Origin of the sequence: Desertivibrio insolitus (genome assembly GCF_017355965.1) — a bacterium.
Taxonomy (GTDB): Bacteria; Actinomycetota; Actinomycetes; order Actinomycetales; family Microbacteriaceae; genus JAFIQW01.
In genome coordinates this window covers 48,635-70,086 of sequence record NZ_JAFIQW010000007.1, presented here as the reverse complement: position 1 = coordinate 70,086, position 21,452 = coordinate 48,635, and the positions used below count along the sequence as shown (strand labels likewise).

22 protein-coding genes are annotated in these 21,452 nt (G+C 73.1%); 11 read left to right on the top strand and 11 right to left on the bottom strand.

All coding sequences use genetic code 11. The features are described from left to right. Positions 1-12: 12 nt before the first annotated feature. Entirely contained in the window at positions 13-852 is an 840-nt protein-coding gene (locus JUB10_RS14105; protein ID WP_307859244.1) for an SDR family oxidoreductase, read from the bottom strand. Positions 853-947: 95 nt separating this feature from the next. Here JUB10_RS14105 and JUB10_RS14100 point away from each other — a divergent pair, with 95 nt between their 5' ends. The 3 genes from JUB10_RS14100 (at position 948) to JUB10_RS14090 (ending at position 3,025) form a co-directional block, all read left to right on the top strand. After that, positions 948-1,820 carry a hypothetical protein gene (locus JUB10_RS14100; protein WP_207457777.1) on the top strand — a complete coding sequence of 291 codons (873 nt, stop codon included), beginning with the start codon at positions 948-950 and terminating at the stop codon, positions 1,818-1,820. A gap of 50 nt (positions 1,821-1,870) precedes the next feature. Beyond that, positions 1,871-2,275, top strand: a complete 405-nt coding sequence (locus JUB10_RS14095) for a hypothetical protein (RefSeq protein WP_207457775.1) — start codon at positions 1,871-1,873, stop codon at positions 2,273-2,275. An 81-nt stretch (positions 2,276-2,356) separates the two neighbouring features. Continuing rightward, on the top strand, positions 2,357-3,025 hold the full coding sequence (locus JUB10_RS14090; protein WP_207457773.1) for a DUF6766 family protein: 669 nt from the start codon (positions 2,357-2,359) through the stop codon (positions 3,023-3,025). Here JUB10_RS14090 and JUB10_RS14085 read toward each other — a convergent pair. Continuing rightward, positions 3,022-3,783: a dienelactone hydrolase family protein gene (locus JUB10_RS14085; protein ID WP_207457771.1), complete on the bottom strand. Its 762-nt coding sequence runs from the start codon at positions 3,781-3,783 to the stop codon at positions 3,022-3,024. The two genes, JUB10_RS14090 and JUB10_RS14085, sit on opposite strands and share 4 nt — an antisense overlap. Before the next feature lie 103 nt (positions 3,784-3,886). Between JUB10_RS14085 and JUB10_RS14080 the strand changes: the two genes are divergently transcribed. Next, complete coding sequence (locus tag JUB10_RS14080) at positions 3,887-5,206, top strand: MFS transporter (protein ID WP_207457769.1); 1,320 nt, start codon at positions 3,887-3,889, stop codon at positions 5,204-5,206. On the opposite strand, the gene JUB10_RS14075 is transcribed toward JUB10_RS14080, so the two are convergent. Genes JUB10_RS14075 through JUB10_RS14065 form a run of 3 tightly spaced genes read right to left on the bottom strand, consistent with a single transcriptional unit; the run spans position 5,136 to position 9,819 of the window. Beyond that, positions 5,136-6,125 (bottom strand): NAD-dependent epimerase/dehydratase family protein, encoded by a 990-nt coding sequence (locus tag JUB10_RS14075; protein ID WP_207457767.1) that lies wholly within the window; start codon positions 6,123-6,125, stop codon positions 5,136-5,138. The two genes, JUB10_RS14080 and JUB10_RS14075, sit on opposite strands and share 71 nt — an antisense overlap. Next, entirely contained in the window at positions 6,122-8,800 is a 2,679-nt protein-coding gene (locus JUB10_RS14070) for an alpha/beta fold hydrolase (protein WP_207457765.1), read from the bottom strand. The genes JUB10_RS14075 and JUB10_RS14070 overlap by 4 nt, the downstream gene beginning before the upstream one ends. Continuing rightward, on the bottom strand, positions 8,797-9,819 hold the full coding sequence (locus JUB10_RS14065; RefSeq protein WP_207457763.1) for a 3-oxoacyl-ACP synthase III: 1,023 nt from the start codon (positions 9,817-9,819) through the stop codon (positions 8,797-8,799). The genes JUB10_RS14070 and JUB10_RS14065 overlap by 4 nt, the downstream gene beginning before the upstream one ends. Positions 9,820-10,038: 219 nt before the next feature. On the opposite strand from JUB10_RS14065, the gene JUB10_RS14060 reads away from it, so the two are divergent. Then, on the top strand, positions 10,039-10,716 hold the full coding sequence (locus tag JUB10_RS14060; protein ID WP_207457761.1) for an AIM24 family protein: 678 nt from the start codon (positions 10,039-10,041) through the stop codon (positions 10,714-10,716). 113 nt (positions 10,717-10,829) lie between these two features. Here JUB10_RS14060 and JUB10_RS14055 read toward each other — a convergent pair whose 3' ends face one another. From JUB10_RS14055 to JUB10_RS14045, 3 genes are read right to left on the bottom strand one after another with little or no spacing between them, the layout of a single operon-like run. After that, on the bottom strand, positions 10,830-11,405 hold the full coding sequence (locus JUB10_RS14055) for an HhH-GPD-type base excision DNA repair protein (protein ID WP_207457759.1): 576 nt from the start codon (positions 11,403-11,405) through the stop codon (positions 10,830-10,832). A gap of 21 nt (positions 11,406-11,426) precedes the next feature. Next, positions 11,427-11,897 carry a hypothetical protein gene (locus tag JUB10_RS14050; RefSeq protein WP_207457757.1) on the bottom strand — a complete coding sequence of 157 codons (471 nt, stop codon included), beginning with the start codon at positions 11,895-11,897 and terminating at the stop codon, positions 11,427-11,429. A 1-nt stretch (position 11,898) separates the two neighbouring features. Beyond that, entirely contained in the window at positions 11,899-12,072 is a 174-nt protein-coding gene (locus tag JUB10_RS14045) for a hypothetical protein (RefSeq protein ID WP_207457755.1), read from the bottom strand. 168 nt (positions 12,073-12,240) lie between these two features. Between JUB10_RS14045 and JUB10_RS14040 the strand changes: the two genes are divergently transcribed. Together JUB10_RS14040 and JUB10_RS14035 are read left to right on the top strand one after the other, a co-directional pair. Then, on the top strand, positions 12,241-14,256 hold the full coding sequence (locus JUB10_RS14040) for a TPM domain-containing protein (protein ID WP_207457753.1): 2,016 nt from the start codon (positions 12,241-12,243) through the stop codon (positions 14,254-14,256). Between the two features lie 36 nt (positions 14,257-14,292). Further along, positions 14,293-15,003, top strand: coding sequence for a PspA/IM30 family protein (locus JUB10_RS14035; RefSeq protein WP_207457752.1), 711 nt, complete (start codon positions 14,293-14,295; stop codon positions 15,001-15,003). 24 nt (positions 15,004-15,027) lie between these two features. On the opposite strand, the gene JUB10_RS14030 is transcribed toward JUB10_RS14035, so the two are convergent. Further along, a complete protein-coding gene (locus JUB10_RS14030) occupies positions 15,028-16,179 on the bottom strand; it encodes a hypothetical protein (protein ID WP_207457750.1) in 1,152 nt (383 codons plus the stop codon). A gap of 66 nt (positions 16,180-16,245) precedes the next feature. Between JUB10_RS14030 and JUB10_RS14025 the strand changes: the two genes are divergently transcribed. From JUB10_RS14025 to JUB10_RS14015, 3 genes are read left to right on the top strand one after another with little or no spacing between them, the layout of a single operon-like run. Further along, entirely contained in the window at positions 16,246-16,428 is a 183-nt protein-coding gene (locus tag JUB10_RS14025; protein WP_207457748.1) for a PspC domain-containing protein, read from the top strand. Positions 16,429-16,475: 47 nt separating this feature from the next. Next, positions 16,476-17,174, top strand: a complete 699-nt coding sequence (locus JUB10_RS14020; RefSeq protein ID WP_207457746.1) for a phosphoribosyltransferase family protein — start codon at positions 16,476-16,478, stop codon at positions 17,172-17,174. Next, a complete protein-coding gene (locus JUB10_RS14015) occupies positions 17,171-18,463 on the top strand; it encodes an erythromycin esterase family protein (protein ID WP_207457744.1) in 1,293 nt (430 codons plus the stop codon). Before JUB10_RS14020 ends, JUB10_RS14015 begins: the two co-directional genes overlap by 4 nt. A 4-nt stretch (positions 18,464-18,467) precedes the next feature. On the opposite strand, the gene JUB10_RS14010 is transcribed toward JUB10_RS14015, so the two are convergent. Both JUB10_RS14010 and JUB10_RS14005 read right to left on the bottom strand, forming a co-directional pair. Next, a complete protein-coding gene (locus JUB10_RS14010; RefSeq protein WP_207457742.1) occupies positions 18,468-19,346 on the bottom strand; it encodes a potassium channel family protein in 879 nt (292 codons plus the stop codon). Between the two features lie 86 nt (positions 19,347-19,432). Beyond that, the gene (locus JUB10_RS14005) at positions 19,433-19,942 is read right to left on the bottom strand and encodes a hypothetical protein (protein ID WP_207457741.1); all 510 of its coding nucleotides are present in this window, start codon (positions 19,940-19,942) and stop codon (positions 19,433-19,435) included. Positions 19,943-20,130: 188 nt separating this feature from the next. Between JUB10_RS14005 and JUB10_RS14000 the strand changes: the two genes are divergently transcribed. Next, a complete protein-coding gene (locus tag JUB10_RS14000) occupies positions 20,131-21,243 on the top strand; it encodes a fatty acid desaturase family protein (RefSeq protein ID WP_207457879.1) in 1,113 nt (370 codons plus the stop codon). The last annotated feature ends 209 nt before the right edge of the window (positions 21,244-21,452 follow it).

Here is a 21,452-nt window from a genome sequence, read left to right as displayed (position 1 = left end):
GCGTCGGCCGGATCAGAGGATCGGCCGACCGCCCGTCACCGCGATGCGGGCGCCCGAGACGTAGCTGCCCTCGTCCGAGGCGAGCAGCACGTAGACGGGCGCGAGCTCGACCGGCTGCGCGGGACGACCGAGGGGGACGTCCTGGCCGAACGACTCGACCTTCTCCTCCGGCATCGTCGCGGGGATCAGCGGCGTCCAGACGGGTCCGGGGGCGACGCTGTTCACGCGGATGCCCTTGGGTCCGAGCAGCTGGGCGAGCGACGCCGACATGTTGGCGATCGCGGCCTTCGTCGCGGCGTAGGGCATCAGGGTCGGCGACGGGTTGTCGGAGTTGACCGAGCTCGAGCCGATAATCGACGCGCCGGCCTTGAGGTGCGGCGCGGCGGCCTTGACGAGGTGGAAGTACGCGCTCAGGTTGGTGGCGAGGGTGTAGTCCCACTCCTCGTCGGGGATCTCCTCGATCGTCTCGTGGTTCATCTGGAACGCGGCGTTCGAGACGAGCACGTCGAGCTTGCCGAACTCGTCGATCGTCTTCTGGATGATTCGGCGGCACTGCTCCGGCTTCGAGATGTCGCCGGGCACGAGCACGATGCGGCGCCCCTCCTTCTCGACCCAGCCCTTGAGCTCCTCGGCGTCCTCGTGCTCGTCCAGGTAGCTGATCACGAGATCGGCGCCCTCGCGGGCGAAGGCGAGCGCGACGGCCTTGCCGATGCCGCTGTCACCGCCGGTGATGACGGCGACCTTGCCCTCGAGCTTGCCGGAGCCCTTGTAGGACGTCTCTCCGTAGTCGGGCTTCGGGGTCATCTCCTCGTCCGTGCCGGGCACCTGCTGCTGCTGAGGCGGTTGAGTCACGTGCGTCTCCTTCCGTTGGGGTGCTTCAGTCCCAGTCGAGTACTCCGTACCCGGCTCGGGAAGGGGGCCACCGGCATACACGGCAGAATCGAAGGATGCTCGATCTCGGCCTGCTACTCGACGTCGACGGACCCATTGCGAGTCCGGCCACGCGCACCATCCGCATCCCCTCGATCCTCGACGACCTCGTCGCCCTGACCGCGGCCGGGGTGCCCGTCGCGTTCATCACCGGACGCTCCGACGGGTTCGTACGCGAGAGCGTCGTGACCCCGCTGCTCGAGCGCGGGCTCGGCGACGCCCTGCGCACGCCGGGGGCGAGGATGTTCGCCGTGTTCGAGAAGGGCGCGGTCTGGGCCGAGGTCCTGCCCGACGGGCTCGGCGAGATCGAGATCGACGACAGCGTCGCCCTGCCGGCCGCGTTCGCCGACGACGTGCGCGCGATCGTGGCCGAGCGCTACGCCGAGGCGATGTTCTACGACGAGACCAAGCGCGCCATGGTCTCGGTCGAGCAGCAGACCTCGCTGCCCGCCGAGCGCTACCCGGAGGCCCAGCAGCGCTTCGAGGAGGAGGCCTTCGGGCTGGCCGCCCGGCACGGACTCGGCATGCGCTACCGGGAGCGGCAGGTGACGGATGCCTCGGGCGCCGTGCCCTTCCGCATCGACCCGACGATCATCTCGACCGACATCGAGAGCGTGCGGCTCGACAAGGACCACGCCGCGCGGCGCGCGCTGCAGCACTTCGAGCGGACGGGCGCCCTACCCCGCACGTGGCGGAGCGTCGGCGACTCCCGGAGCGACTACAAGATGGCCGACGCGCTGCACGCAGACGGGTACGACGTCGCCCACGTCGACGTGCGTCCGGCCGACGGCGTGCTCGACAAGCCCTATCCGGTGCTGACGGAGGGCGACCTCATCCACGACGAGGCGGGCGCCGCGCTGCTGCGCTCATTCGCGGAGCGTCTCGTCTAGCCCCTTGCGAACGCGAGGACTCGTCGCTTCCGGGCCATACGATCGGAGTGATGGTCAGGTCCTCGCTCCCCCGCTCCGCGGCCGCGGCGCTCGCGCTGCCGCTGCTGCTCGGCGGCTGCGCGGCATCCGGCACCCCGCCCCTGTCGATCGCGACGGAGTTCACCGACGCGGTCGCCTCGGGCGACGGCGCCGACGCCTGCGCCCTGCTGACCCAGCGCGCCGCCGCCGACGTGGAGGAGCAGACCGGCTCGCCCTGCGCCGCGGGCGTCGTCACCCTCGATCTGCCGACCTCCACGCCCTCCGCCGCCGAGGCGTGGGGCGGCGAGGCCTTCGCCGAGTCGACCGAGGCGGCGCTGTTCCTGACCCGCGACGGCGAGTCCTGGCTCGTCCGCGCGGCCGGCTGCGTCGAGGCCGTCGTCGAGGCCCCGTTCGAGTGCATCGTGGACGGGAGCTGACGTGCGCGCGCTGTTCGTGACCTACCTGACCGTGATCCTCGGCGGTCTGGTGTACTTCCTCGCGATCGGGCTGCTCGGGCGATGAAGCGTTTCCTGCGTGACAACGGCATCGGGCTCGGCTTCGGCCTGGCCTTCCTCGTCGTGCTCGTCGCCCAGTCCTTCGCCGGCTGGGCCGCCTTCAACCAGCAGCAGATCTCGGACCACCTCGGCGAGATCGGCTACTTCGACTACCTGACCAGTGCGAGCTTCGCGGTCGACGTCAGCGAGAACTGGCAGTCGGAGTACCTGCAGTTCTCGCTCTACATCGCAGCTCTCGTCTGGCTCGTGCAGCGCGGGTCGCCGGACTCGAAGAAGGTCGAGCACGTCGGCGTCGGCAGCGACGAGGACGAGCGCCTCGGCCGGTTCGCCGAGGTCGACTCGCCGGGGCCGGTGCACGCCGGCGGCTGGCGACTGAGGCTCTACTCGAATTCGCTCGTGCTCGTGATGGGCGGCATCTTCTTCCTGTCGTGGTTCGTGCAGTCCGTCACCGGCAACGCCGCGTTCAACGCCGAACAGCTCGCCTCGCTGCAGCGCCCCCAGTCGTGGCTCGAGTACCTCGCGTCCGCCGACTTCTGGAACCGCACGTTCCAGAACTGGCAGTCGGAGCTGCTCGCCGTCGGCAGCATGTCGGTGCTCGCGATCTACCTGCGCCAGCGGGGCTCCCCCGAGTCGAAGGACGTCGGCGCCCCGCACAGCGAGACCGGCAGCTAGTCGGCGAACACCTCGTCGAGGAAATCGACGATGCGCCGCCAGGCCCGCCGGTCGGCGAGCTCGCGGTACACGGGCAGCGTCGGCAGCGTGAACGCGTGGGGCGCGCCGGAGTACGTGACGACCTCCCACGAGGCATCCGTCGCTCGCAGTTCGTCCTGGAACGCCGCGACGCGCTCGTCGGGCACGACCGGGTCGGCGCCGCCGGTGAGGATCAGCAGCGGGCAGCGGATGTCTCCGCTGTCGCCGGCCTCGTGCGTCACGAGCGAGCCGTGGATCGAGATCGCGCCGCGGAGCGCCGCCCCGCTGCGGGCGAGCTCGATCGCGGCCGTGCCGCCGAAGCAGTAGCCGAGCACGACGACGCGCTCGGGGTCGACCCGCCGGTCGGCGAGCAGCCGGTCGAGGCCCGCGCGCACCCGGGCCCTCAGCAGCGGTAGATCGCCGTAGTACCGGCCCGCCTCCTGCGCGGCCGCATCCCCCTGCGGCCGGATGCCGGCGCCGTACACGTCGCAGGCGAAGGCGACCAAGCCCAGGCGGGCGAACATCTCGGCGCGGGTCGCGACGTACTCGCCGACGCCCGTCCAGTCGTGCACGAGGAGCACGCCCGGCCGCCGCTCGTCGGTCGAGCGGTCGGCGGCGAGCACCCCCTCGAACGGCTCGCCGGCGATCTCGTACCCGACGGGCTCGACGGCGATGTCCGCGCCGAGCCGCAGCGGAACGGTCGAGAGCAGGGCGTCGTGGCGGGGATCGCGGGAGGTCATCCCGTGAGAATACGGCCGAGTTCCGACGAGTTCCTGCCGAGGGAGCCACCGCCCGGCATGCGGACCGGTCGCTCGGGCCCGATCGTCGCTAGCCTTCCTCGTCGTGAGCACGAGTTCGCGCGATGCGGTCCGCACCCCGACCCCGCCCCGGCGCCGCCTGCACCCCGGCTGGATCGTCGCCGCCGTCGCCTTCGTCGCGCTCGTCGCGGCGGCCGGGTTCCGTGCCGCCCCGAGCGCGCTGATGCTGCCGCTCGAGGGCGAGTTCGGGTGGTCCCGCACCGAGATCTCCTCGGCCGTCACCGTGAACCTGCTGCTCTACGGCCTCACCGCGCCGTTCGCCGCGGCGCTGATGAACCGGTTCGGCATGCGGGCGATCACGACCGGCGCCCTCGTGCTCGTCTCGGCGGGCGCGGGCCTCAGCGTCTTCGCGACGGCCCCGTGGATGCTCGTCGCCACGTGGGGCGTGCTGATCGGGCTCGGCACGGGCTCGATGGCGCTCGTCTTCGCCGCGACCGTCGCCGACCGCTGGTTCGTGGAGCGGCGCGGGCTCGTCGTGGGCGTGCTCACGGCGGGCGGCGCGACCGGACAGCTCGTCTTCCTCCCGCTCATCGCGGCCCTCGTCGAGACCAACGGATGGCGCGAGGCGACGCTGCTCGTCGCGGCGGCGGCCCTCGCGGTCGTGCCGCTCGTGCTCGTCTTCATCCGCAACCGCCCCGAGGACCTGCAGGTCACCCCGTTCGGCGCGCCGGAGGGGTGGACTCCCCCGCCGCGGCAGACGGGCAACGCCGCCCGGATCGCCCTGTCGACGCTCGCCCGCGCGTCCCGGCGACCGACGTTCTGGGCGCTCGCGGCGGGCTTCGCGATCTGCGGCGCGACGACGAACGGCCTGGTCGGCACGCACTTCATCCCGAGCGCCCACGATCACGGCATGGCCGAGACGACCGCGGCGGGGCTGCTCGCCGTCGTCGGCATCTTCGACGTGGTCGGCACGATCGCCTCCGGCTGGCTGACCGACCGCTACAACCCCCGCGTGCTGCTCGGCATCTACTACGCCGGCCGCGGTCTCGGCCTGCTCGTGCTGCCGTTCCTGCTCGGTGCCACCGTCGAGCCGCCGATGCTCGTGTTCGTCGTGGTCTACGGCCTCGACTGGGTGGCGACGGTGCCGCCGACGGTCGCGCTGTGCCGCGAGCTGTTCGGCATGGACGGGCCCGTCGTCTTCGGCTGGGTGTTCGCGTCGCACCAGTTCGGCGCCGCGCTGGCTGCCTCGGTCGCGGGCTTCGTGCGCGACGCGACCGGGGAGTACACGCTCGCCTGGTTCGGTGCGGCGGGTCTCTGCGTCGTCGCGGCGGTGCTCAGTCTCGCGATCCGCCGGGCGCCGACGAGTACCACTCCGCCAGCCGTCGTAGCCCCTCGTCGAGGCTGACCTCCGGCTGCCACTCGAGCTCGGCGCGCGTGCGGCGCTGGTCGAACCAGTGCGCGGTGGAGAGCTGCTCGGCGAGGAACCGGGTCATCGGGGGCTCGTCCTCGCCGGGTGCGACGCGCCAGACCGCCTCCACGGCGGCACCGGCCGTGCGAGCGACCCCGGCGGGCACCCGCCACTCCGGCGGGGCGACGCCCGCGGCTCGGCAGATGCCGCCGATCAGCTCGGCGACGGGGCGCGGCTCGCCGTTCGTCAGCACGTACGCCTTGCCGTGCACCTCCGGGGCCCGGTCGAGCGCGGCGGCGATCCCCGTCGCGGCGTTGTCGAGGTAGATCGTGTCGATGAGCGCGGCGCCGTGACCGAGGAGCGGCAGGCGCCCGGAGCGGGCGCGGTCGACGATCCGCGCCACGAGCTGCGTGTCGCCGGGGCCCCACACGAGGTGCGGGCGCACGGCGACCACGGGCATCCGTTCGTCGTCGGCGGCGAGGGCCAGCAGTTCCGCCTCGGCCTTCGTGCGCGCGTAGTCGCCGCGTGCGTGCGCCGGGTCGGCGGGGGTGGCGTCGTCGCCGATGATCGAGTCGCCGGTGTGCGCGACCGACGGCGAGGAGACGAAGACGAACCGCCCGACGCCCGCCGCCTTGGCGGCCTGCAGGAGGGCGTAGGTGCCGCCGACGTTGACGAGGGTGAAGTCGGCGGGGTCGCCGGCGAGGGAGACCTTCGCGGCGAGGTGCACGATGGCGTCCTGACCGGCCACCGCGCGCGCGACGTCGCCGGGCTCCGTGACGCTGCCGAGCAGGTCGGCGACGCCCGCGACGCCGGAGGGACGGCGCTGGAACGTCGTCACCTCGTGGCCGCGGCGGGCGATCTCGGCGGCGACGGCGCCGCCGAGCAGTCCGCTGGCCCCGGTGACGAGCACCCTCACGGTGCCGTCATCCGTCCGCCGGCGAGCACGTCCTCCGCCCAGCGCGAGAGCCGGGTGCGGTCGATCTTCGAGTTGTGCCGGATGTCGGTGGGCAGGGCCGGCACGACGAGCACAGCCGCGACCGGCAGGCCCGCCGCCGTCCGCACCGCCGAGGCGAGGTCGGCCGGGGCGAGCCGGGGCTGGGAGACCCCGGCGACCGTCTCCAGCACGACGACGCAGTGCTGAGTGCCCCGCGGGCCGACGGCCGCGAGGGCGGCCCGGCGCACGTCGGGCACCGTCTCGACGCGTTGCTCGACCCCGACCGGGGTGACGACGCCGTGCGCGGTGACGACGACGTGCGGCAGGCGTCCCTCGACCCACAGTCGGCCCTCGGCGTCGAAGTGGCCGACGTCGCTAGTGCGGTGCCAGCGCTCGTCGTCGGGGGTGCCGGCGACGGCGGCGCGGTCGGTGAACCAGAGCCGGTCGTAGCCGGACTTCACGTGCGGGGCCGAGACGACGATCTCGCCCGTGACGTGCGGCCGGTCGGACAGCTCGCCGACGGCGCGCCCGTCGTCGTCGAGCGCGCTGATGCGCACCTGCACGTTCGCGGCGGGGGTGCCGACGCAGACGCCCTCCTCGCCGGAGGTCGCGGCGTCGCGGATGGTCTCGAGCGAGACATCCGTCATGAGCAGCCCCTCGGTCATGCCGTAGGGGGTGTGCACGCTCGCGTTCGGCAGAAGGCCGGCCGCGCCCTCGAGCAGGGTGGGCGACAGCGGCGCGCCGGCCGAGAGCATGAGACGGATGCCGCCGAGCGCGGCCCGCTCGTCGGCGCCGAGCGCCTGCTCGGTCGCGAGCACGTTGGCGACGGCCGCCGGAGAGAGGAACAGCGCGGTCGCGTCCACCTCTCGCGCGGCGGCCGCGACGGCCCTGGCGGTGAGGGTCGCGGGCGCGGTGACGTCCATGTCGGGGGCGGCCGAGCGGGCGCCGAGGGCGGGGCCGAGCAGTGCGAACGGGGCGAAGCCCGCGACGAGCCCGGTGCCCGGGCCGATGCCGTACTGGGCGGCGAGCACGTCGCGCACGCCCTCGAGCTGCGCGTGCGTGTAGCGCACGCCCTTCGCGGGACCGGTCGAGCCCGAGGTGAAGAGGACGGCGGCGAGAGCGCCGGCAGCCGGCTCCGGCGGCAGCTCCCTGCCGCGCCCGAGCGCGACGAGCTCGCCGAAGGAGTGGTCGACGCCGAGCAGGCGACGGCTCGCGGCAGGAAGCGTCGCCGTCGAGATCCGCCGGCCCGGCCAGCCGAGCGCGCGGGCGGCGGTGAGCCCGGGCACGGCGCCGAGGACGTGATGGGGGTACGCGCCACGGACCGCGCGGGTGAGGCCCTGCACGCCGAGACCGGCGTCGGCGACGACGACGACCGCGCCGATGCGGAGGCACGCGTAGAGCGCCGCGGTGAGGTCGGCGCCCGGCGGCACGAGCAGCGACACGCGGTCACCGGGACGGACGCCCGCGGCGACGAGCCCGGCGGCGAGCTCGTGCACGCGCCGCGACAGCAGCCGCCAGCTGATGCGCCGCGGCGCGGGCCCGGTCGGCGGGGCGAGCTCGGCGAGGGCGAGCTCGTCGGAGTCCGCGCGCTCGTCGAGGTGATGCCAGAGGGGGCGGCGAACGTGCGAGGGATCCTCTGCCCGATCGATGCCCGGCGCCCCACGATGCGAGGCGCCGGACGCAGCCTCGGAGAGCGCTCCGTCCGGTAGCCGTTCGTCGAGCCACGCGAGCGCGACCCCGGCATAGTCGGCGTCCTCGGCCACGAGGTGACCGGCTCCTTCGAAGCGGTGCACGTCGGCGTGCGGCATCCGGTCGATCAGGTCGTCGAGGTAGCGGTCGCTGAAGATCGGGTCGCGGGGACCCCAGACGAAGAGGGCGGGCACGTCCAGCGCGCGGACGCCGGCGGCGATCCGCTCGAGCTCGGCGAAGCTCTCGTGCTCGGGGCCGACGGGGATGTCCGCCACGAACGCACCGATGCCGCCGCGGCGGTCGGAGCCGCGGTACGGGGCGCGGTAGGCGTTCCGCACGTCGGTCGGCAGCGGCGGCGACGCGAGCGCGAGCGTCGTCTCGAGGAACGCCGGGGTCGCGACGGTGCCCCTCGGCAGCACGCCGGGCGCGAGCGCGAGCCGCAGCGGCGCCGGGATCGGCACGCCCTCGGGCTGGTGGATCGCCGTGTTGAGCAGCATGACGCCGGCGAGCAGCTCGGGGTGGTCGACGGCCCAGCCGAGCGACACCACGCCGCCCCAGTCGTGGCCGAACGTGACGACGGGGCCGGCGAGCCCCAGGGCGTCGGTGAGCCGGCCGAGGTCGGCGACGCGGCGTGCGAGCGGCCGCCGCTCCCCCGTCCGCTCCGAGAAGCCCATCTCGAGCTGGTCGACGGCGACGACGCGCCAGGCGGGGCCGCCCCGCAGCGCCGCATCCGTCGCCTGCTCGGCGAAGCGCCGCCAGAGGTACGACCAGGTGGGGTTGCCGTGCACGCACAGGACGGTGCCGACCGGCTCCACGCCGTGCTCCGCGAGCACCGCGCCCGTGTCGAGCACGTGCCACGTCGCCTCGCCGTCGTCGACGAGCCGGGAGAACCGCGGGTCGAGCCCGGGCAGGCCGGGCGGCGGGACGGTGGCAGCGGAGCGGGGGGTCGCCGGGAGCCGGCGACTCACCAGGCGAGCTCCAGCATCGAGGTGTTCAGCCCGCTGCCGACGCCCATCAGCAGCACCCGGTCGCCGCGCTTGAGCTTGTGCTGCTCCTCGGCGAGGGTGATCGGGATCGACGCGGGGCCGACGTTGCCGTACTTGGGGTAGGTCAGCGGGATGCGCGAGCGGTCGAGGCCGGCGGCCTTGACGATGGAGTCGGTGTGCACGTCGGAGACCTGGTGGAGGATGTAGCGGTCCATCGAGTCCCAGCTCCAGTGCTTCTTCGCCTCCTTCCACGCGGAGACGACGAGGTCCATGCCGCCCTTGAGCAGCGCCTTCGCGTCGGTGAACATGCCGTCGACGCTGCCGACGCACAGGTCGTTGAACTGGGTCGCCGCGCGCGTGATGCCACCGACGAGGCGGTGCCCGCCGGGGTGCTCGTCGGCGGGACCGAGGATCGCGGCGGCGGCGCCCGACCCGAGGGTCAGGCTCGCGAACTCGCTCATGAAGTCCTTGCGCTTGATGCCCTCGCGCTGCAGGCGCTCGATCGTGTTGATCTGCACCTCGTCGGCGTCCTCGCCGTCGATGATCATCGCGTACTTGATCTGCCCGGAGTCGATCAGCTGCGCGGCGAGGGTCATGCCGTTGACGAAGCCGAGGCACGCGTTGGCGATGTCGAAGTTGATGGCGCTCGAGGGCAGACCGAGTCCGTGGTGCATCCGCACGGCGACGCTCGGCTCGAGATGCGGCCGCGTGACGGACGTGTTGATGAGCAGCCCGATGTCCTTGGCCTCGATGCCCGCCTCGTCGAGCGCGGCGCGACCCGCGGCGACGGCGGCGCTGTCGAACGCGAGCTCGCTGCCCCAGTTGCGGCGTTCGTGCACCCCGGCGACGCGCTGCAGCAGCCCGGTCGGCAGCTTGAGACGCTTGAGCACCGGGGCGAGCTGACGCTCGATCGCCTCGGAGGTCGTCACGATCGGCGCGATCGTCGTCTTGACTGCGAGTAGCGCGACGTTGCGGTGCGTCGTCGTCGCGTTTCCGTTCAACGGGTCTCCTGTCGAGAGTCTGGTGTTCGAGCGTCTGCTCTACATGTTCCCCCGATGGGCTGTCCGCAATCCGGGAGCATGCTGAATGCCCCGAGAACGCGGCAACCTCCTGATCCTACGAGCGCTTGACGACGGAGTGCTGAGCACCGGTACCGTGCAGGCGGATGCCACGAGGCCGCGCACCCCGCCCGGCCGGGCGCCGGAGGAGGGAACCCCGACGTGAAGTCGACTCTGTTCAACCAGGGGCACAACGAGACGCAGGCCCGCGAGTGGCTGGCCCTGCAGAACCCCTACATGCTGAAGGCGCGGGTGTACCCGCAATACGACCTCATCGCGCAGAAGGGGTCGATGGTCGCCTACCAGGGCAACATCGAGTTCGCGCACGAGGGCTCCTCGAGCGTCGGCCAGTTCCTCAAGAAGATGGTCTCCTCCGACGATCAGCCGCTCATGCGCGTGACCGGCGACGGCGAGGTGTTCCTCGCCAGCCAGCGCAGCGACATCCACCTGCTCGAACTCGAGAACGAGTCGATCACCGTCAACGGCAAGAACCTCCTCGCCTTCCAGGCGCACCTGAAGTACGACCTCAACCGGGTGCAGGGCGCCGGCATGGTGACGGGCGGCCTCTTCAACACGACGCTCACCGGTCAGGGCACCGTCGCGATCCTCGCCCAGGGCGAGCCCGTCATCCTCGACTGCTCCCAGCAGCCCACGTTCACCGACATGAACGCGACGGTCGGCTGGTCGGCGAACCTCGTGCCCGGCATCAAGTCCTCCTTCACCGCCGGCGCGCTGATCGGCCGGGGCAGCGGCGAGGGCTTCCAGTACGCCTTCCACGGGCCGGGCTGGGTCATCGTGCAGCCCTCGGAGTGGATCGCCGCGTCCACCACGGCGACTTAGAGAGACGGGGGCTCCGGGGGTCTGCTCGGAGGACTGATCGATTGACGGTCGGGCCGGATGCCGCGGGGCATCCGGCCTCTCTGCTTCCCGGGCCCTGTTCTGAACTCCCGGACCTACTTGCTCTTCGCCGCGGCCTTCATCGCCCGCTTCGCCTCGCGCACCTTCGTCAGGGACGCGGGGTCGACGATGTCGGCGACGGAGACGAACGAGCCCTCGTCGCCGTAGTGACCGGCCGCCTCGCGCCAGCCGGCGCCGGTGAAGCCGTACTGCTTGCCGAGCAGCGCCAGGAAGATCTTCGCCTTCTGCTCGCCGAAGCCCGGGAGTCCCTTGAGCCGGCGCAGCACCTCGGGCCCGTCCGGCTCGCCGTCGGTCCAGATCGCCTCCGCCCGTCCGCCCCAGTCGTCGACGACGGACTGGCACAGGGTGCGGATGCGGGCCGCCATCGAGCCCGGGTAGCGGTGCACCGCGGGCGGGGTGCGGCAGAGCTCGACGAAGGCGTCCTCGTCCTGCGCGGCGATCGTCGCCGCGTCGAAGGCGCCGAGCCGGTCCCTGATCTTGGCCGGGCCGGCGAACGCGGTCTCCATGGCGACCTGCTGGTCGAGCAGCATGCCGACGAGCAGCGCGAGCGGATCGGTCGAGAGCAGCGCGTCGGCGGCGTCGTCACCGGTGATGTGCAGTTCGGCGGTCATGCCTCGATGATCGCACCGCCGTCAGTCCTCGGACGCGACCCAGCCGGTGCGTGCGTACGGGTTGGGCTCCTCGCCAGGCCGGTCGGGCTCCCCCGCCGTGCCGGACCCCGCCCGGTCGGGTTCCTCCGCCGTTCCGTTCTCGGCCGTGCCGTGCTCCGCCCGCTCGATCCGCCGCCGGAGGCATCCGCGGAGATCGTCGAGCTCCGCCCCCGACGCGTCACCGCGATCGACGACGCGGCAGCGCACGCGGCATCCGCCCGCGGTCCGCTCGTCGAGCCTGACCTCCGCACGGAGCCCGGACGCCGTGACGCACTCGAGCAGCAGCGGATCATCCTCGCGAGGGACGAACCGGAGACCTTCGCAGCCGTCGGAGCCGTCGTGCAGCGCCGCGAGCACCTCGACCGGCTCGAGCGGCGTCGCGAAGCCGTCGAGGCGCCGTCGACGCCAGGGCCCGCGGATCCGGCCGGTCGCGGTGGGCAGCGTGGCACCCACCTCAGCCGAGCGTCTTCTCGTGGGCGTGGTGCCCGACCGCGAAAAGGGCGACGCCGACCACGGTGACCGCGACGTAGACGAGGAACAGCACGAGCGACGGGGTGCCGATCGCCATCAGTGCGGCGCCGACGATGAACAGGACCAGGCCAGACGCCTGGAAGATGCGCGCGGTCATGAGCGGAAGAGTCGTCCCCGGATATTTGACTGGAATGTGGCTTTCATCAATCCTCGTATTCCTGACCACCGTCAAGTCAGCCCCAGAAGGGGTGCCACGACGGCTCGGACCGGGCGTTCGACGCGGTGCGCTAGCCTGCGGAAAGTGAGCCGAACCGGGAGGGGAAGCATGAGGATCCGCGGGATCGCCGCCGCCGTCGTCTCGGCACTGATGCTCGCACTCTCGCCCGTCGCGGCGGTCGCCGAGGAACCGCCGACCCTCGGCTCCTCGCCGATCTTCGACCCCGACGGGGTGCTGGGCTCCGGTCGCGCCGACGTCGAGTCCGCCATCGAGCAGCTGTCGGCGGAGCACCAGATCGATCTCTTCGTGGCGTACGTCGACGACTTCGAGAACCCGGCCGACGCGCAGGCGTGGGCCGACGCGACAGCCGAGCTCAACGGGCTCGGGCCGCGCGACTACCTCCTCGCGGTCGCGACCGAGGGGCGCACCTACTACATCTCCTCGACGTCGGACGGTCCCGTCGGCTTCGACGCCGTCACCCGGATCGAGGCCCAGCGCGTCGAGCCCGAGCTCGCGTCGGAGGACTGGGCGGGCGCCGCCGTCGCCGCCGCGGACGGGCTCGCCGACGAGGCCGCGGGGCCCGACCTGTCGTGGCTGCTCTGGCTCGCGCTCGCGGCACTCGTGCTGATCGGCGTGCTCGCCCTCGTCGGTGCCATCCGTCGCCGCCGCACGGCGGCCGCCGCGAGGGAACGCGCGGAACAGGAGCTCGCCCAGCTCGAGCAGCACGCCGGACGCGCCCTCGTCGCCGCCGACGACGCGATCGCGACCAGCACCGACGAGCTCGGCTTCGCCACCGCGCAGTACGGCACCGAGGCGACGGCCGGCTTCGGCCGCGCCCTCGAGGAGGCCCGCCGCTCCCTGTCCGAGGCCTTCGCGCTGCGGCAGCAGCTCGACGACGCGTACCCCGAGAGCCCCGACCAGCGACGCGCCGCCCTCACCCGCATCATCGAGGTCGCCGAGGGCGTCGACCGCAGCCTCGACGAGCAGGCCGACGCGTTCGACGAGCTGCGCAAGCTCGAGCAGAACCTGCCGAGCGCGATCGCCGCCGCCCGCGCCGAGGCGGAGGCCGTCGCCGACCGCCTGGACAGGGCGAGGGCGGCGCTCGCCGACATGACCTCCCGCTACGGCGCCGCAGCCGTCGACCTGGTCGACGACAACCTGCCGGAGGCGGAGCGCCGGCTGAGCTTCTCCCGCACGCAGCTCGCCGAGGCGGAGTCCGCCCTCGCCGCCGACACGGGCGCCGCCGCGACCGCGGTGCGCGCCGCCGAGGAGGGCGTCGACCAGGCGGGCACGCTCGCCGACGCGATCCTCCGCCGCGCGGACGAGCTGCGCGCGGCCGCCGAGACCGTGCCGCGGGCGCTCGCCGAGCTGAGCAGCGACGTCGCCGCGCTGCGGGCGGTGCCGCCCGCCTCTCCCCTGCACCCGGAGGCCGTCGGCGCCGCGGATGCCGCCGAGCGGCTGCTCGCCGAGGCGCCCAACGGCCCGGACGATCCGACGGCCCGCCTCGCCCGGATCGCCGAGCTCGACCGGCGCGTCGACGCGGTGCTCGTCGGGGTGCGGGAGTCGGCCGAGCAGGAGCGACGCTCCCGCGCGGCCGCGGAGCACGCCCTGTTCGACGCGCGCAGCCGCTTCGCCGCGGCGCGCGACTACATCCTGACCCGCCGCGGCGCGATCGGTCACACCGCCCGCACCCGCCTCGACGAGGCGGCTCGTGCACTCGCCGACGCCGAGGCGTTCGCGGCGAGCGACCCGGCTCGCGCCGCGAGCATCGCCGGCCGCGCGTCCGCGCTCGCCGACGACGCGCACCGCATCGCCCGCGCCGAGGCGGCCCCGTACGGCTACGGCGGAGCGCAGTGGTCCGGCGGCGGGCGCGACGGCGACGACCTCGGCGCGATGCTCGGCGGCATCCTGATCGGCTCGGTGCTCGGCGGCGGCGGGTCGCGGGGTGGATTCGGCGGCGGCTTCGGAGGCGGCGGGTTCGGCGGCTCCCGCGGCGGTTTCGGCGGCGGAGGCTTCGGAGGCGGAGGCTTCGGAGGCGGCGGCTTCGGAGGCGGCGGCGGTCGACGCGCCGGCAGTTTCGGCGGCGGCGGTTCCCGCGGACGCCGCGGCGGCGGCAGGTTCTGACGGTCGGACAAGACGACCACACGAGAAAGGGAACGCATGGTTAAGCAATCGATCCTCGGACGTATCGCCCAGCTGGCGAGGGCGAACATCAACGCCCTCATCGATCAGGCGGAGGACCCCCAGCTCATGCTCGATCAGATGATCAGGGACTACACCAACAACATCGCGGAGGCCGAGTCGGCGATCGCCGAGACGATCGGCAACCTGCGGCTGCTCGAGGACGACCACCGCGAGGACCTGCAGGCCGCCGAGCAGTGGGGCTCCAAGGCCCTCGCGGCGAGCCGTAAGGCCGACGAGCTGCGCACGTCCGGCGACACCGCCGGCGCCGACAAGTTCGACAACCTCGCCAAGGTCGCGCTGCAGCGCCAGATCTCCGCCGAGAACGAGGCGAAGTCGGCCGAGCCGACGATTGCCGCGCAGAACGAGGTCGTCGCGAAGCTCAAGGCGGGGCTCGAGGCGATGCGCGGCAAGCTCGACCAGCTCCGTGCGAAGCGCGACGAGCTCGTCTCCCGGGCCAAGGTCGCCGAGGCCCAGAGCCGCGTGCAGGACGCGCTCAAGAGCATCGACATCATGGACCCCACGAGCGAGGTGAGCCGCTTCGAGGAGAAGATCCGCCGCGAGGAGGCTCGCGTGCGCGGCGCGCAGGAGCTCGCCTCGTCGAGCCTCGACGCGCAGTTCGAGAGCCTCGACGACCTCGGCGAGGAGGCCGAGGTCGAGGCGAGGCTCGCCGCGCTCAAGGCGAAGTGAGCGACGCCGGCCGGGGAGCGTCCGCTACCCGGCCGGCACCCGCACGAGGCCCGCGCGGGCGGCGATCCGCTCCTCGCGCCAGAACTCGGGCAGATACGTCGCGCCGTGCTCCCAGAGCGCCCGCTCCACGATCACGCTGACCACCCCCGGCCCGCCGACGCGCTGCGGCTGCCGCGCGAGGGCGAGCACGATGTCGAAGTCGAGCCGGATGTCGACGAGCCGGCGCCCCGACGCGGCGAGCGCCAGCACGGCGGGCGTCGCCGGGGCGCTGAGCAGCACGGGCTCCGCGACCGGGGTTCCGGCCAGCACGGCCTGCGCCGCGACATCCGCGCCGAAGCTGTGCGCGAAGAGCGAGTCGATGCCCGCGGGCGCCGCCCAGCGTCGGAGCCGCGTCGCCGCGAGCGCTCGCACGCCGGCGTCGAGAGCACCGCTCCACGAGAACTCGCGCCCGCCGGCGTAGAGGCCGGGGCGCAGGGTGGAGAGGTAGCGGTGGAAGTCGCCGCCCGGGTACCACCACTCTCCCGCCCAGCCCCACGTGCCGTGCACGATCGTCGACTCGACGGGCGCGGGCGGGAGCGGTGCGAGCGCGCCGGACACCTTCCCTGCGGAGGGCGCCGGTCGGAGCGCGAGCGCCTGTGCGAAGCCGCGCACGATCGGATCCGCCGAGCGCGCGGCATCCGCGACCCTCGTGGCGGCGAGCACGCGCAGCAGCTCCCCGGGGTCGTCGCCGAGGAGGGCGTTGCGGACGACGAAGGAGGCGCGCTGCGCCCAGCGCGGGCCGTCCCAGCCGCCGTGGCCGCCGGGCGCGGGCACGGCGTGGTCGTCGAGCATCGCGACGGCGGCCGCGGCCGACTCCCGCTCGAGCGGGCTGCAGGTGCCCGCGACGAGGAGCGCGAGTCGCGCCTCCCCGCGCCCGGTCGAGAGGTCGGCCCATGCCCTGCGGCGCACCCGGTCGGCGTCGAAGTCCTCGGCGACGGCGCGGAGGTAGCGGTACTGCTCCGCCTCGCCCGGCGGACCCGGGACCGGCACCCGCCGCAGCCCGACCGGCGGAGCCGGCGGCACGGCGGGAGTGCCGAGCGCCCCGGCGAGCGCGAAGCGCGCCGCGTTGGTGCCCTCATGGACGGGAAGGGCCGCGATCGACCCGGGGTCGTCGCTGACCGTGTACTCCTCGAGCATCGTCCCGAGCCTAGGCGGGCGACTCCCGGTCTGCCCGTTCTCAGCCGGTGCGCCGACACTGGGCGCATGACAACCCTCAGCCGCCCCCGCAGGGGCAAGGTCATCGCCGGGGTCTGCGCCGGCCTCGCCCGGCGCTTCGGGCTCCCGCCGTTCCTCGTGCGGCTCGCGTTCGTGCTGTCGCTCTTCCTGCCGGGGCCGCAGGTGATCATCTACGTCGCGCTGTGGCTGATCATGCCGCAGGACCGTTGAGCACTCTTTCCTGAGGCTCTCTCAGCCGGGGCGCGCATCCTGAGGGCATGCGTCTCGGCGGCGAGCGGCGGCCCTTCGACGACCGGCGGTCGGCCGGCCGGGAACTCGCGGCCGTCGTGCGCGAGCGGATGCCGCACGGCGACGGGCTGGTGCTGGCGCTGCCGAGGGGCGGCGTGCCCGTCGCGGCCGAGGTGGCGGCCGCGCTCGGCGCCCCGCTCGACGTGCTCGTCGTGCGGAAGCTCGGGGTGCCGCACTCCCCCGAGCTCGCCATGGGGGCGATCGCGAGCGTGGCCGGCCGGATCGAGAGCACACGGAACGACCGGGTGCTCCACGACGCGTTCGAGCGGGGCGCGGAGAGCGCGCTCGCGGCGGTCACCGCCGCCGAGGAGCGCGAGCTGCAGCGGCGCCTGCGGGCCTACCGCGGCGAGCGCCCGCCGCTCGACGTGGCCGGCCGCACGGTCGTGCTCGTCGACGACGGCATCGCCACCGGCGCCACCGCACGCGCGGCGGTGGCCGCCGCCCGAGCGGCGGGAGCGGGACGAGTGGTCGTCGCCGTGCCGGTGTCGCTCGGCGACGCCGCGGGCGCGACCGGCGCCGACGACGTGATCGATCTCTGGCGGCCCGGGTTCTTCTCGGTCGGTCAGGCGTACCTCGACTTCCGGCAGACCACCGACGACGAGGTGCGCTCGCTCCTCGGCGTTCCGGGGCCGGCCGGGGACGGAACGGAAGGGGAACCGGCACCATGAACGACATCCGGCGGCAGGCGCTGCCGCTCAGGCATCCGTCCGATCTGGATCCGCTGCTCGACCGGATCGGCGACGCCCGCTACGTGCTGCTCGGCGAGGCGTCGCACGGCACGGCGGAGTACTACGACTGGCGCGCCGAGCTCACCCTGCGGCTCGTCCGGGAGAAGGGCTTCTCCTTCGTCGGCGTCGAGGGCGACTGGCCCGACTGCTACGAGGTGAACGCGTCGGTCACGCTCGCGCCGGACGCGCCCGACGACCCTCGCGACGCGCTGCACGACTTCGAGCGCTGGCCCACCTGGATGTGGGCCAACGAGCAGGTCGTCCGTTTCACCCGGCGGCTGCGCGAGCACAACGCCGGCCTGCCGGACGAGCACCGGGTGGGCTTCTACGGCCTCGACGTCTACAGTCTCTGGGACTCCCTGCGGGAGACGGTCGACTACCTGCGGCAGAACGAGCCCGCGCACGTCGAGACCGCGCTGCAGGCCGTGCGCTGCTTCGAGCCCTACCGGGAGGACGCGGAGTCGTACGCGTGGTCGACGACGCTCGTGCCCACCGGCTGCGAGGCCGAGGTCGTCGGCCTCCTCTCCGAGGTGCGGCAGGCCGCCGACCGCGGGGGCGGGCGCGACCGCGACGCGCTGTTCAACGCCGAGCAGAACGCCAGAGCGGTGCGGGGCGCGGAGGCGTACTACCGCGCGATGATCCGCGGCGGGCCCGACTCCTGGAACATCCGCGACCGGCACATGGTCGAGACCCTCGACGAGCTCATGGAGCACCACGGTCCCGACGCCAAGGCGATCGTGTGGGAGCACAACACGCACATCGGCGACGCCCGGTACACCGACATGGCGAGGGCCGGCATGGTCAACGTCGGGCAGCTCGTGCGCGAGCGGCACGGCGACGAGGGCGTCGTCGCCGTCGGCTTCGGCGGCTACCGGGGGTCGGTCATCGCCTCGCCCCGCTGGGGCGGGCGGATCGAGCGGATGCCTCTGCCCGACGCCCGCACGGGAAGCGTCGAGTCGCTGCTGCACCGCGCGCTCGCGCCCGACCTCGACGCGGCCCTCTTCGTCTTCGGCGACGAGCCCCCGGCGTGGAGCCTCGAGGAGCGCGGTCACCGGGCGGTCGGCGTCGTGTACTCGCCGGAGCGCGAGGCGCTCGGCAACTACGTGCCGACCGTGCTCGGGCGCCGGTACGACGCTTTCTGCTGGTTCGACCGCACCGAGGCGCTGACGCCGCTGCACGGGGTGCACCCTGACACGAGGGAGCCGGAGGGCTGGCCCTTCGGCGAGTGAGCCGTCAGAGCACGATGCCGTGCTGCCGCGCGTACTCCGCGAGCACGTGCTCGGTCGTCGCGCCCTCGACGAGCAGTTCGGAGCGGAGGAAGTGGGCGTACGAGTGCACGGCGTCCTCGAGCATCCGGCCGGCGAGCTGCACGGCCACCCGCCGGGACTGCACCGCCTGCCGCGCGAGCACCAGGCAGTAGGGCAGGTTCGCCGCGAGCGAGGAGTCGCGGTGACCGGATGAGAAGTAGAACACCTCCTCGTTCTGGCTCAGGTCGACCTGCGTCTGCACGAGGTCGGTCGTCAGCCGGTCGAGCAGCGACGCCGCCGCCTGCTCGTCCATCGCCGCGAGCTCGCGGTGCGCCCCCATGTGCTCCAGCAGCGCGATCCGCTGGGCGAGCGCTCGGCGGCGGCCGATGCCGGGGTACAGCTCCATGAACCACGCGACGGCGGCCGTGAGCAGCGCGAAGCCGACGATCGCCTCGAACGGCATCACGACGCGGAGCCAGGGGTAGACCGGGGTCAGGTCGCCGATGCCGAGCGTGGACAGCGTGACCATCGAGATGTAGACGGCCTCGAGGGGCGGAAGATACCGCGCGGGGTCGAGCCCCTGCGTGTACAGGAACCCGTCGGGCATCGCGGGGAGGTAGACGAAGGCCCAGCCGACCACCTGGAACGCCGCCCACGTGATCAGCACCGCGAGGATGACGAACGGCCCGGCCATGGGCACACCGTTGCGGCCCGTGCGGCGCATGACCCACCACGCGGCGCTCGCGACGCCCTTCGTGATGCGGCCGCGACCGGTCGGATGCAGCAGGGTGCGGTACACCTCGTACAGTCCCGTGAGCACGAGCGCGCCGCCGAAGGCGACCGAGAGCCAGCCCAGGGCGGTCACGGCCGCCTCCCCCGCTGCGGGGCATCCGCGGGGCGAACGGACGACGGAGTCACCCGTTCATTGTGACCCCGCCGACCGCGCGTCCGTCAGCCCCGGCCGCCGAGCCCCACGCGGTCGGGCACGACGAAGGGCAGGCCGGGCAGCCAGCGCTCCGGGTCGGGCCACGGGCGCCCGGTCGGCAGGCGGCGCAGCATCCGCCGCACCTGGCCGCGCTCGGGCGAGGCGGGCAGCACCCGGGTCGGCGCCGCCTGCGCGAGCACTCCCATCCACCAGTGCACCCAGGTGCCCTCGAGCTGCTCCGGCGAGAGCACGAGGTAGTAGTCGGGCATCACGGCGTCGCCGCTCGCGAGCGCGCCGAGCGCGGTCTCGACCTCGAGCTCGAGGGTGCCGAGGCTCGCCCGGTCGTCGAAGAACTCGACCCAGGCGCTCGCCACGTGCTCGAGCGGGTCGGCGTCGCGCACGACGTAGGGGGTGACGGCGAGGGGCGGGCCGGCGAGATGGTCGGTGTGGACGTTCGGCAGCTCGGCGAGTTCGCGGAGCACCGCGTCGCAGCCGTCGCCGACGACGGTGACGATGGTCGCGCTCGAAGGGGCCATACGCCAGCGTATGACGGCGCCGCCGCCGTGTGCTGCGGCGACACCCGCCCGGGCGTGTACACCACCCGTTCACCGGAGGGAAGCATCGAATTCGGGGGTTGCCGTAGACGTTTCCAAGTGGGTCGTCTACTGTGGAGGAAGCGATCGGCGGTTTGCCTTTGGCGTCACCCCTCCGATCGGATTTTTACATCTCGTCAACTCTTCTCCCCCTCTCCGGCCTCGGATCCGTGCGGGCGACGTCGCCCCGGACCGGCCGGAACGTCGGGGATATCGCACGTACCTACACGCAGATCTCCCGCGCCGTGAAGGAAGCGGGCCTGCTCGACCGGACCCGTGGGTTCTACGCGGCGCTCGCCGTCGGCCTGACCGTCGCGCTCGTCGCGCTCGGCGCCGCCTTCGTCCTCCTCGGCGACAGCTGGTTCCAGTTGCTCGTCGCCGCCGGCCTCGGCATCGTCTTCACGCAGTTCGCGTTCCTCGCCCACGAGGCCTCGCACCGTCAGATCCTCTCCTCCGGTCCCTCCAACGACCGGCTCGGACGCTTCCTCGCGACCTTCGTCGTCGGCATCAGCTACGCCTGGTGGATGACGAAGCACAGCCGCCACCACGCGAACCCGAACCGTCGCGGCAAGGACCCGGACATCGCCTGGGACACCATCTCCTTCGTGGAGGAGGACGCGAAGCGCCAGCGCGGGCTGCTCGCGTTCATCACCCGCCGACAGGGCTTCCTCTTCTTCCCGCTGCTCACGCTCGAGGGGATCAACCTGCACTTCCAGGGGCTCCGCCTGCTGCTCGGCAAGGAGAAGGTCGACGGCCGGTTCCTCGAGCTCGGCTTCATCGCCCTGCGCATGGCGCTGTACCTCACCGCCGTCTTCTGGCTGCTGCCGTTCGGCATGGCCGTCGCGTTCCTCGGGGTGCAGCTCGCCGTCTTCGGCGTCTACATGGGCGCGTCCTTCGCACCGAACCACAAGGGCATGCCGATCATCCCGAAGGACGCCAAGCTCGACTTCTTCAGCAAGCAGGTGCTCACCTCCCGCAACATCCGCGGCGGCTGGTGGATGTCGGCCCTCATGGGCGGACTGAACCACCAGGTCGAGCACCACCTGTTCCCGAACATGCCCCGCCCGCACCTGCGCCGCGCACGCAAGCTCGTGCTCGAGCACTGCACGGCGGTCGGCGTCCCCTACACCGAGACCTCGCTCGTGCGTTCCTACGCGATCGTGGTCCGCTATCTCAACCGGGTCGGTCTCGCCGCGCGCGATCCCTTCGACTGCCCCCTCGTCAACCGCTTCCGGCGGGTATAGCGTCACACTCACGGCACCCTCGACGGCTGCCATTGCTTTCTCGAAAGACCGAATCATCACCAGCTCGACCCCGCTTCTCCCCTATCCCGACCTCACCTCCACGACGACGTGGTTGGAAGCCGACGACGACCTCTGGGTCGCGACGCGCGACGGTGAGTACGCCGGGACCATCACCCGTCAGGGTCCGTCGTTCGTGCTCTCCGACGAGT

Excerpts from the sequence above, each read along its gene's own strand:
- JUB10_RS14100 (WP_207457777.1), top strand. The coding sequence starts at position 948 with ATGCTCGATCTCGGCCTGCTACTCGACGTCGACGGACCCATTGCGAGT.
- JUB10_RS14095 (WP_207457775.1), top strand. The coding sequence starts at position 1,871 with ATGGTCAGGTCCTCGCTCCCCCGCTCCGCGGCCGCGGCGCTCGCGCTG.
- JUB10_RS14090 (WP_207457773.1), top strand. The coding sequence starts at position 2,357 with ATGAAGCGTTTCCTGCGTGACAACGGCATCGGGCTCGGCTTCGGCCTG.
- JUB10_RS14085 (WP_207457771.1), bottom strand. The coding sequence starts at position 3,783 with ATGACCTCCCGCGATCCCCGCCACGACGCCCTGCTCTCGACCGTTCCG.
- JUB10_RS14055 (WP_207457759.1), bottom strand. The coding sequence starts at position 11,405 with ATGACCGCCGAACTGCACATCACCGGTGACGACGCCGCCGACGCGCTG.
- JUB10_RS14045 (WP_207457755.1), bottom strand. The coding sequence starts at position 12,072 with ATGACCGCGCGCATCTTCCAGGCGTCTGGCCTGGTCCTGTTCATCGTC.
- JUB10_RS14040 (WP_207457753.1), top strand. The coding sequence starts at position 12,241 with ATGAGGATCCGCGGGATCGCCGCCGCCGTCGTCTCGGCACTGATGCTC.
- JUB10_RS14035 (WP_207457752.1), top strand. The coding sequence starts at position 14,293 with ATGGTTAAGCAATCGATCCTCGGACGTATCGCCCAGCTGGCGAGGGCG.
- JUB10_RS14030 (WP_207457750.1), bottom strand. The coding sequence starts at position 16,179 with ATGCTCGAGGAGTACACGGTCAGCGACGACCCCGGGTCGATCGCGGCC.
- JUB10_RS14025 (WP_207457748.1), top strand. The coding sequence starts at position 16,246 with ATGACAACCCTCAGCCGCCCCCGCAGGGGCAAGGTCATCGCCGGGGTC.
- JUB10_RS14020 (WP_207457746.1), top strand. The coding sequence starts at position 16,476 with ATGCGTCTCGGCGGCGAGCGGCGGCCCTTCGACGACCGGCGGTCGGCC.
- JUB10_RS14015 (WP_207457744.1), top strand. The coding sequence starts at position 17,171 with ATGAACGACATCCGGCGGCAGGCGCTGCCGCTCAGGCATCCGTCCGAT.
- JUB10_RS14005 (WP_207457741.1), bottom strand. The coding sequence starts at position 19,942 with ATGGCCCCTTCGAGCGCGACCATCGTCACCGTCGTCGGCGACGGCTGC.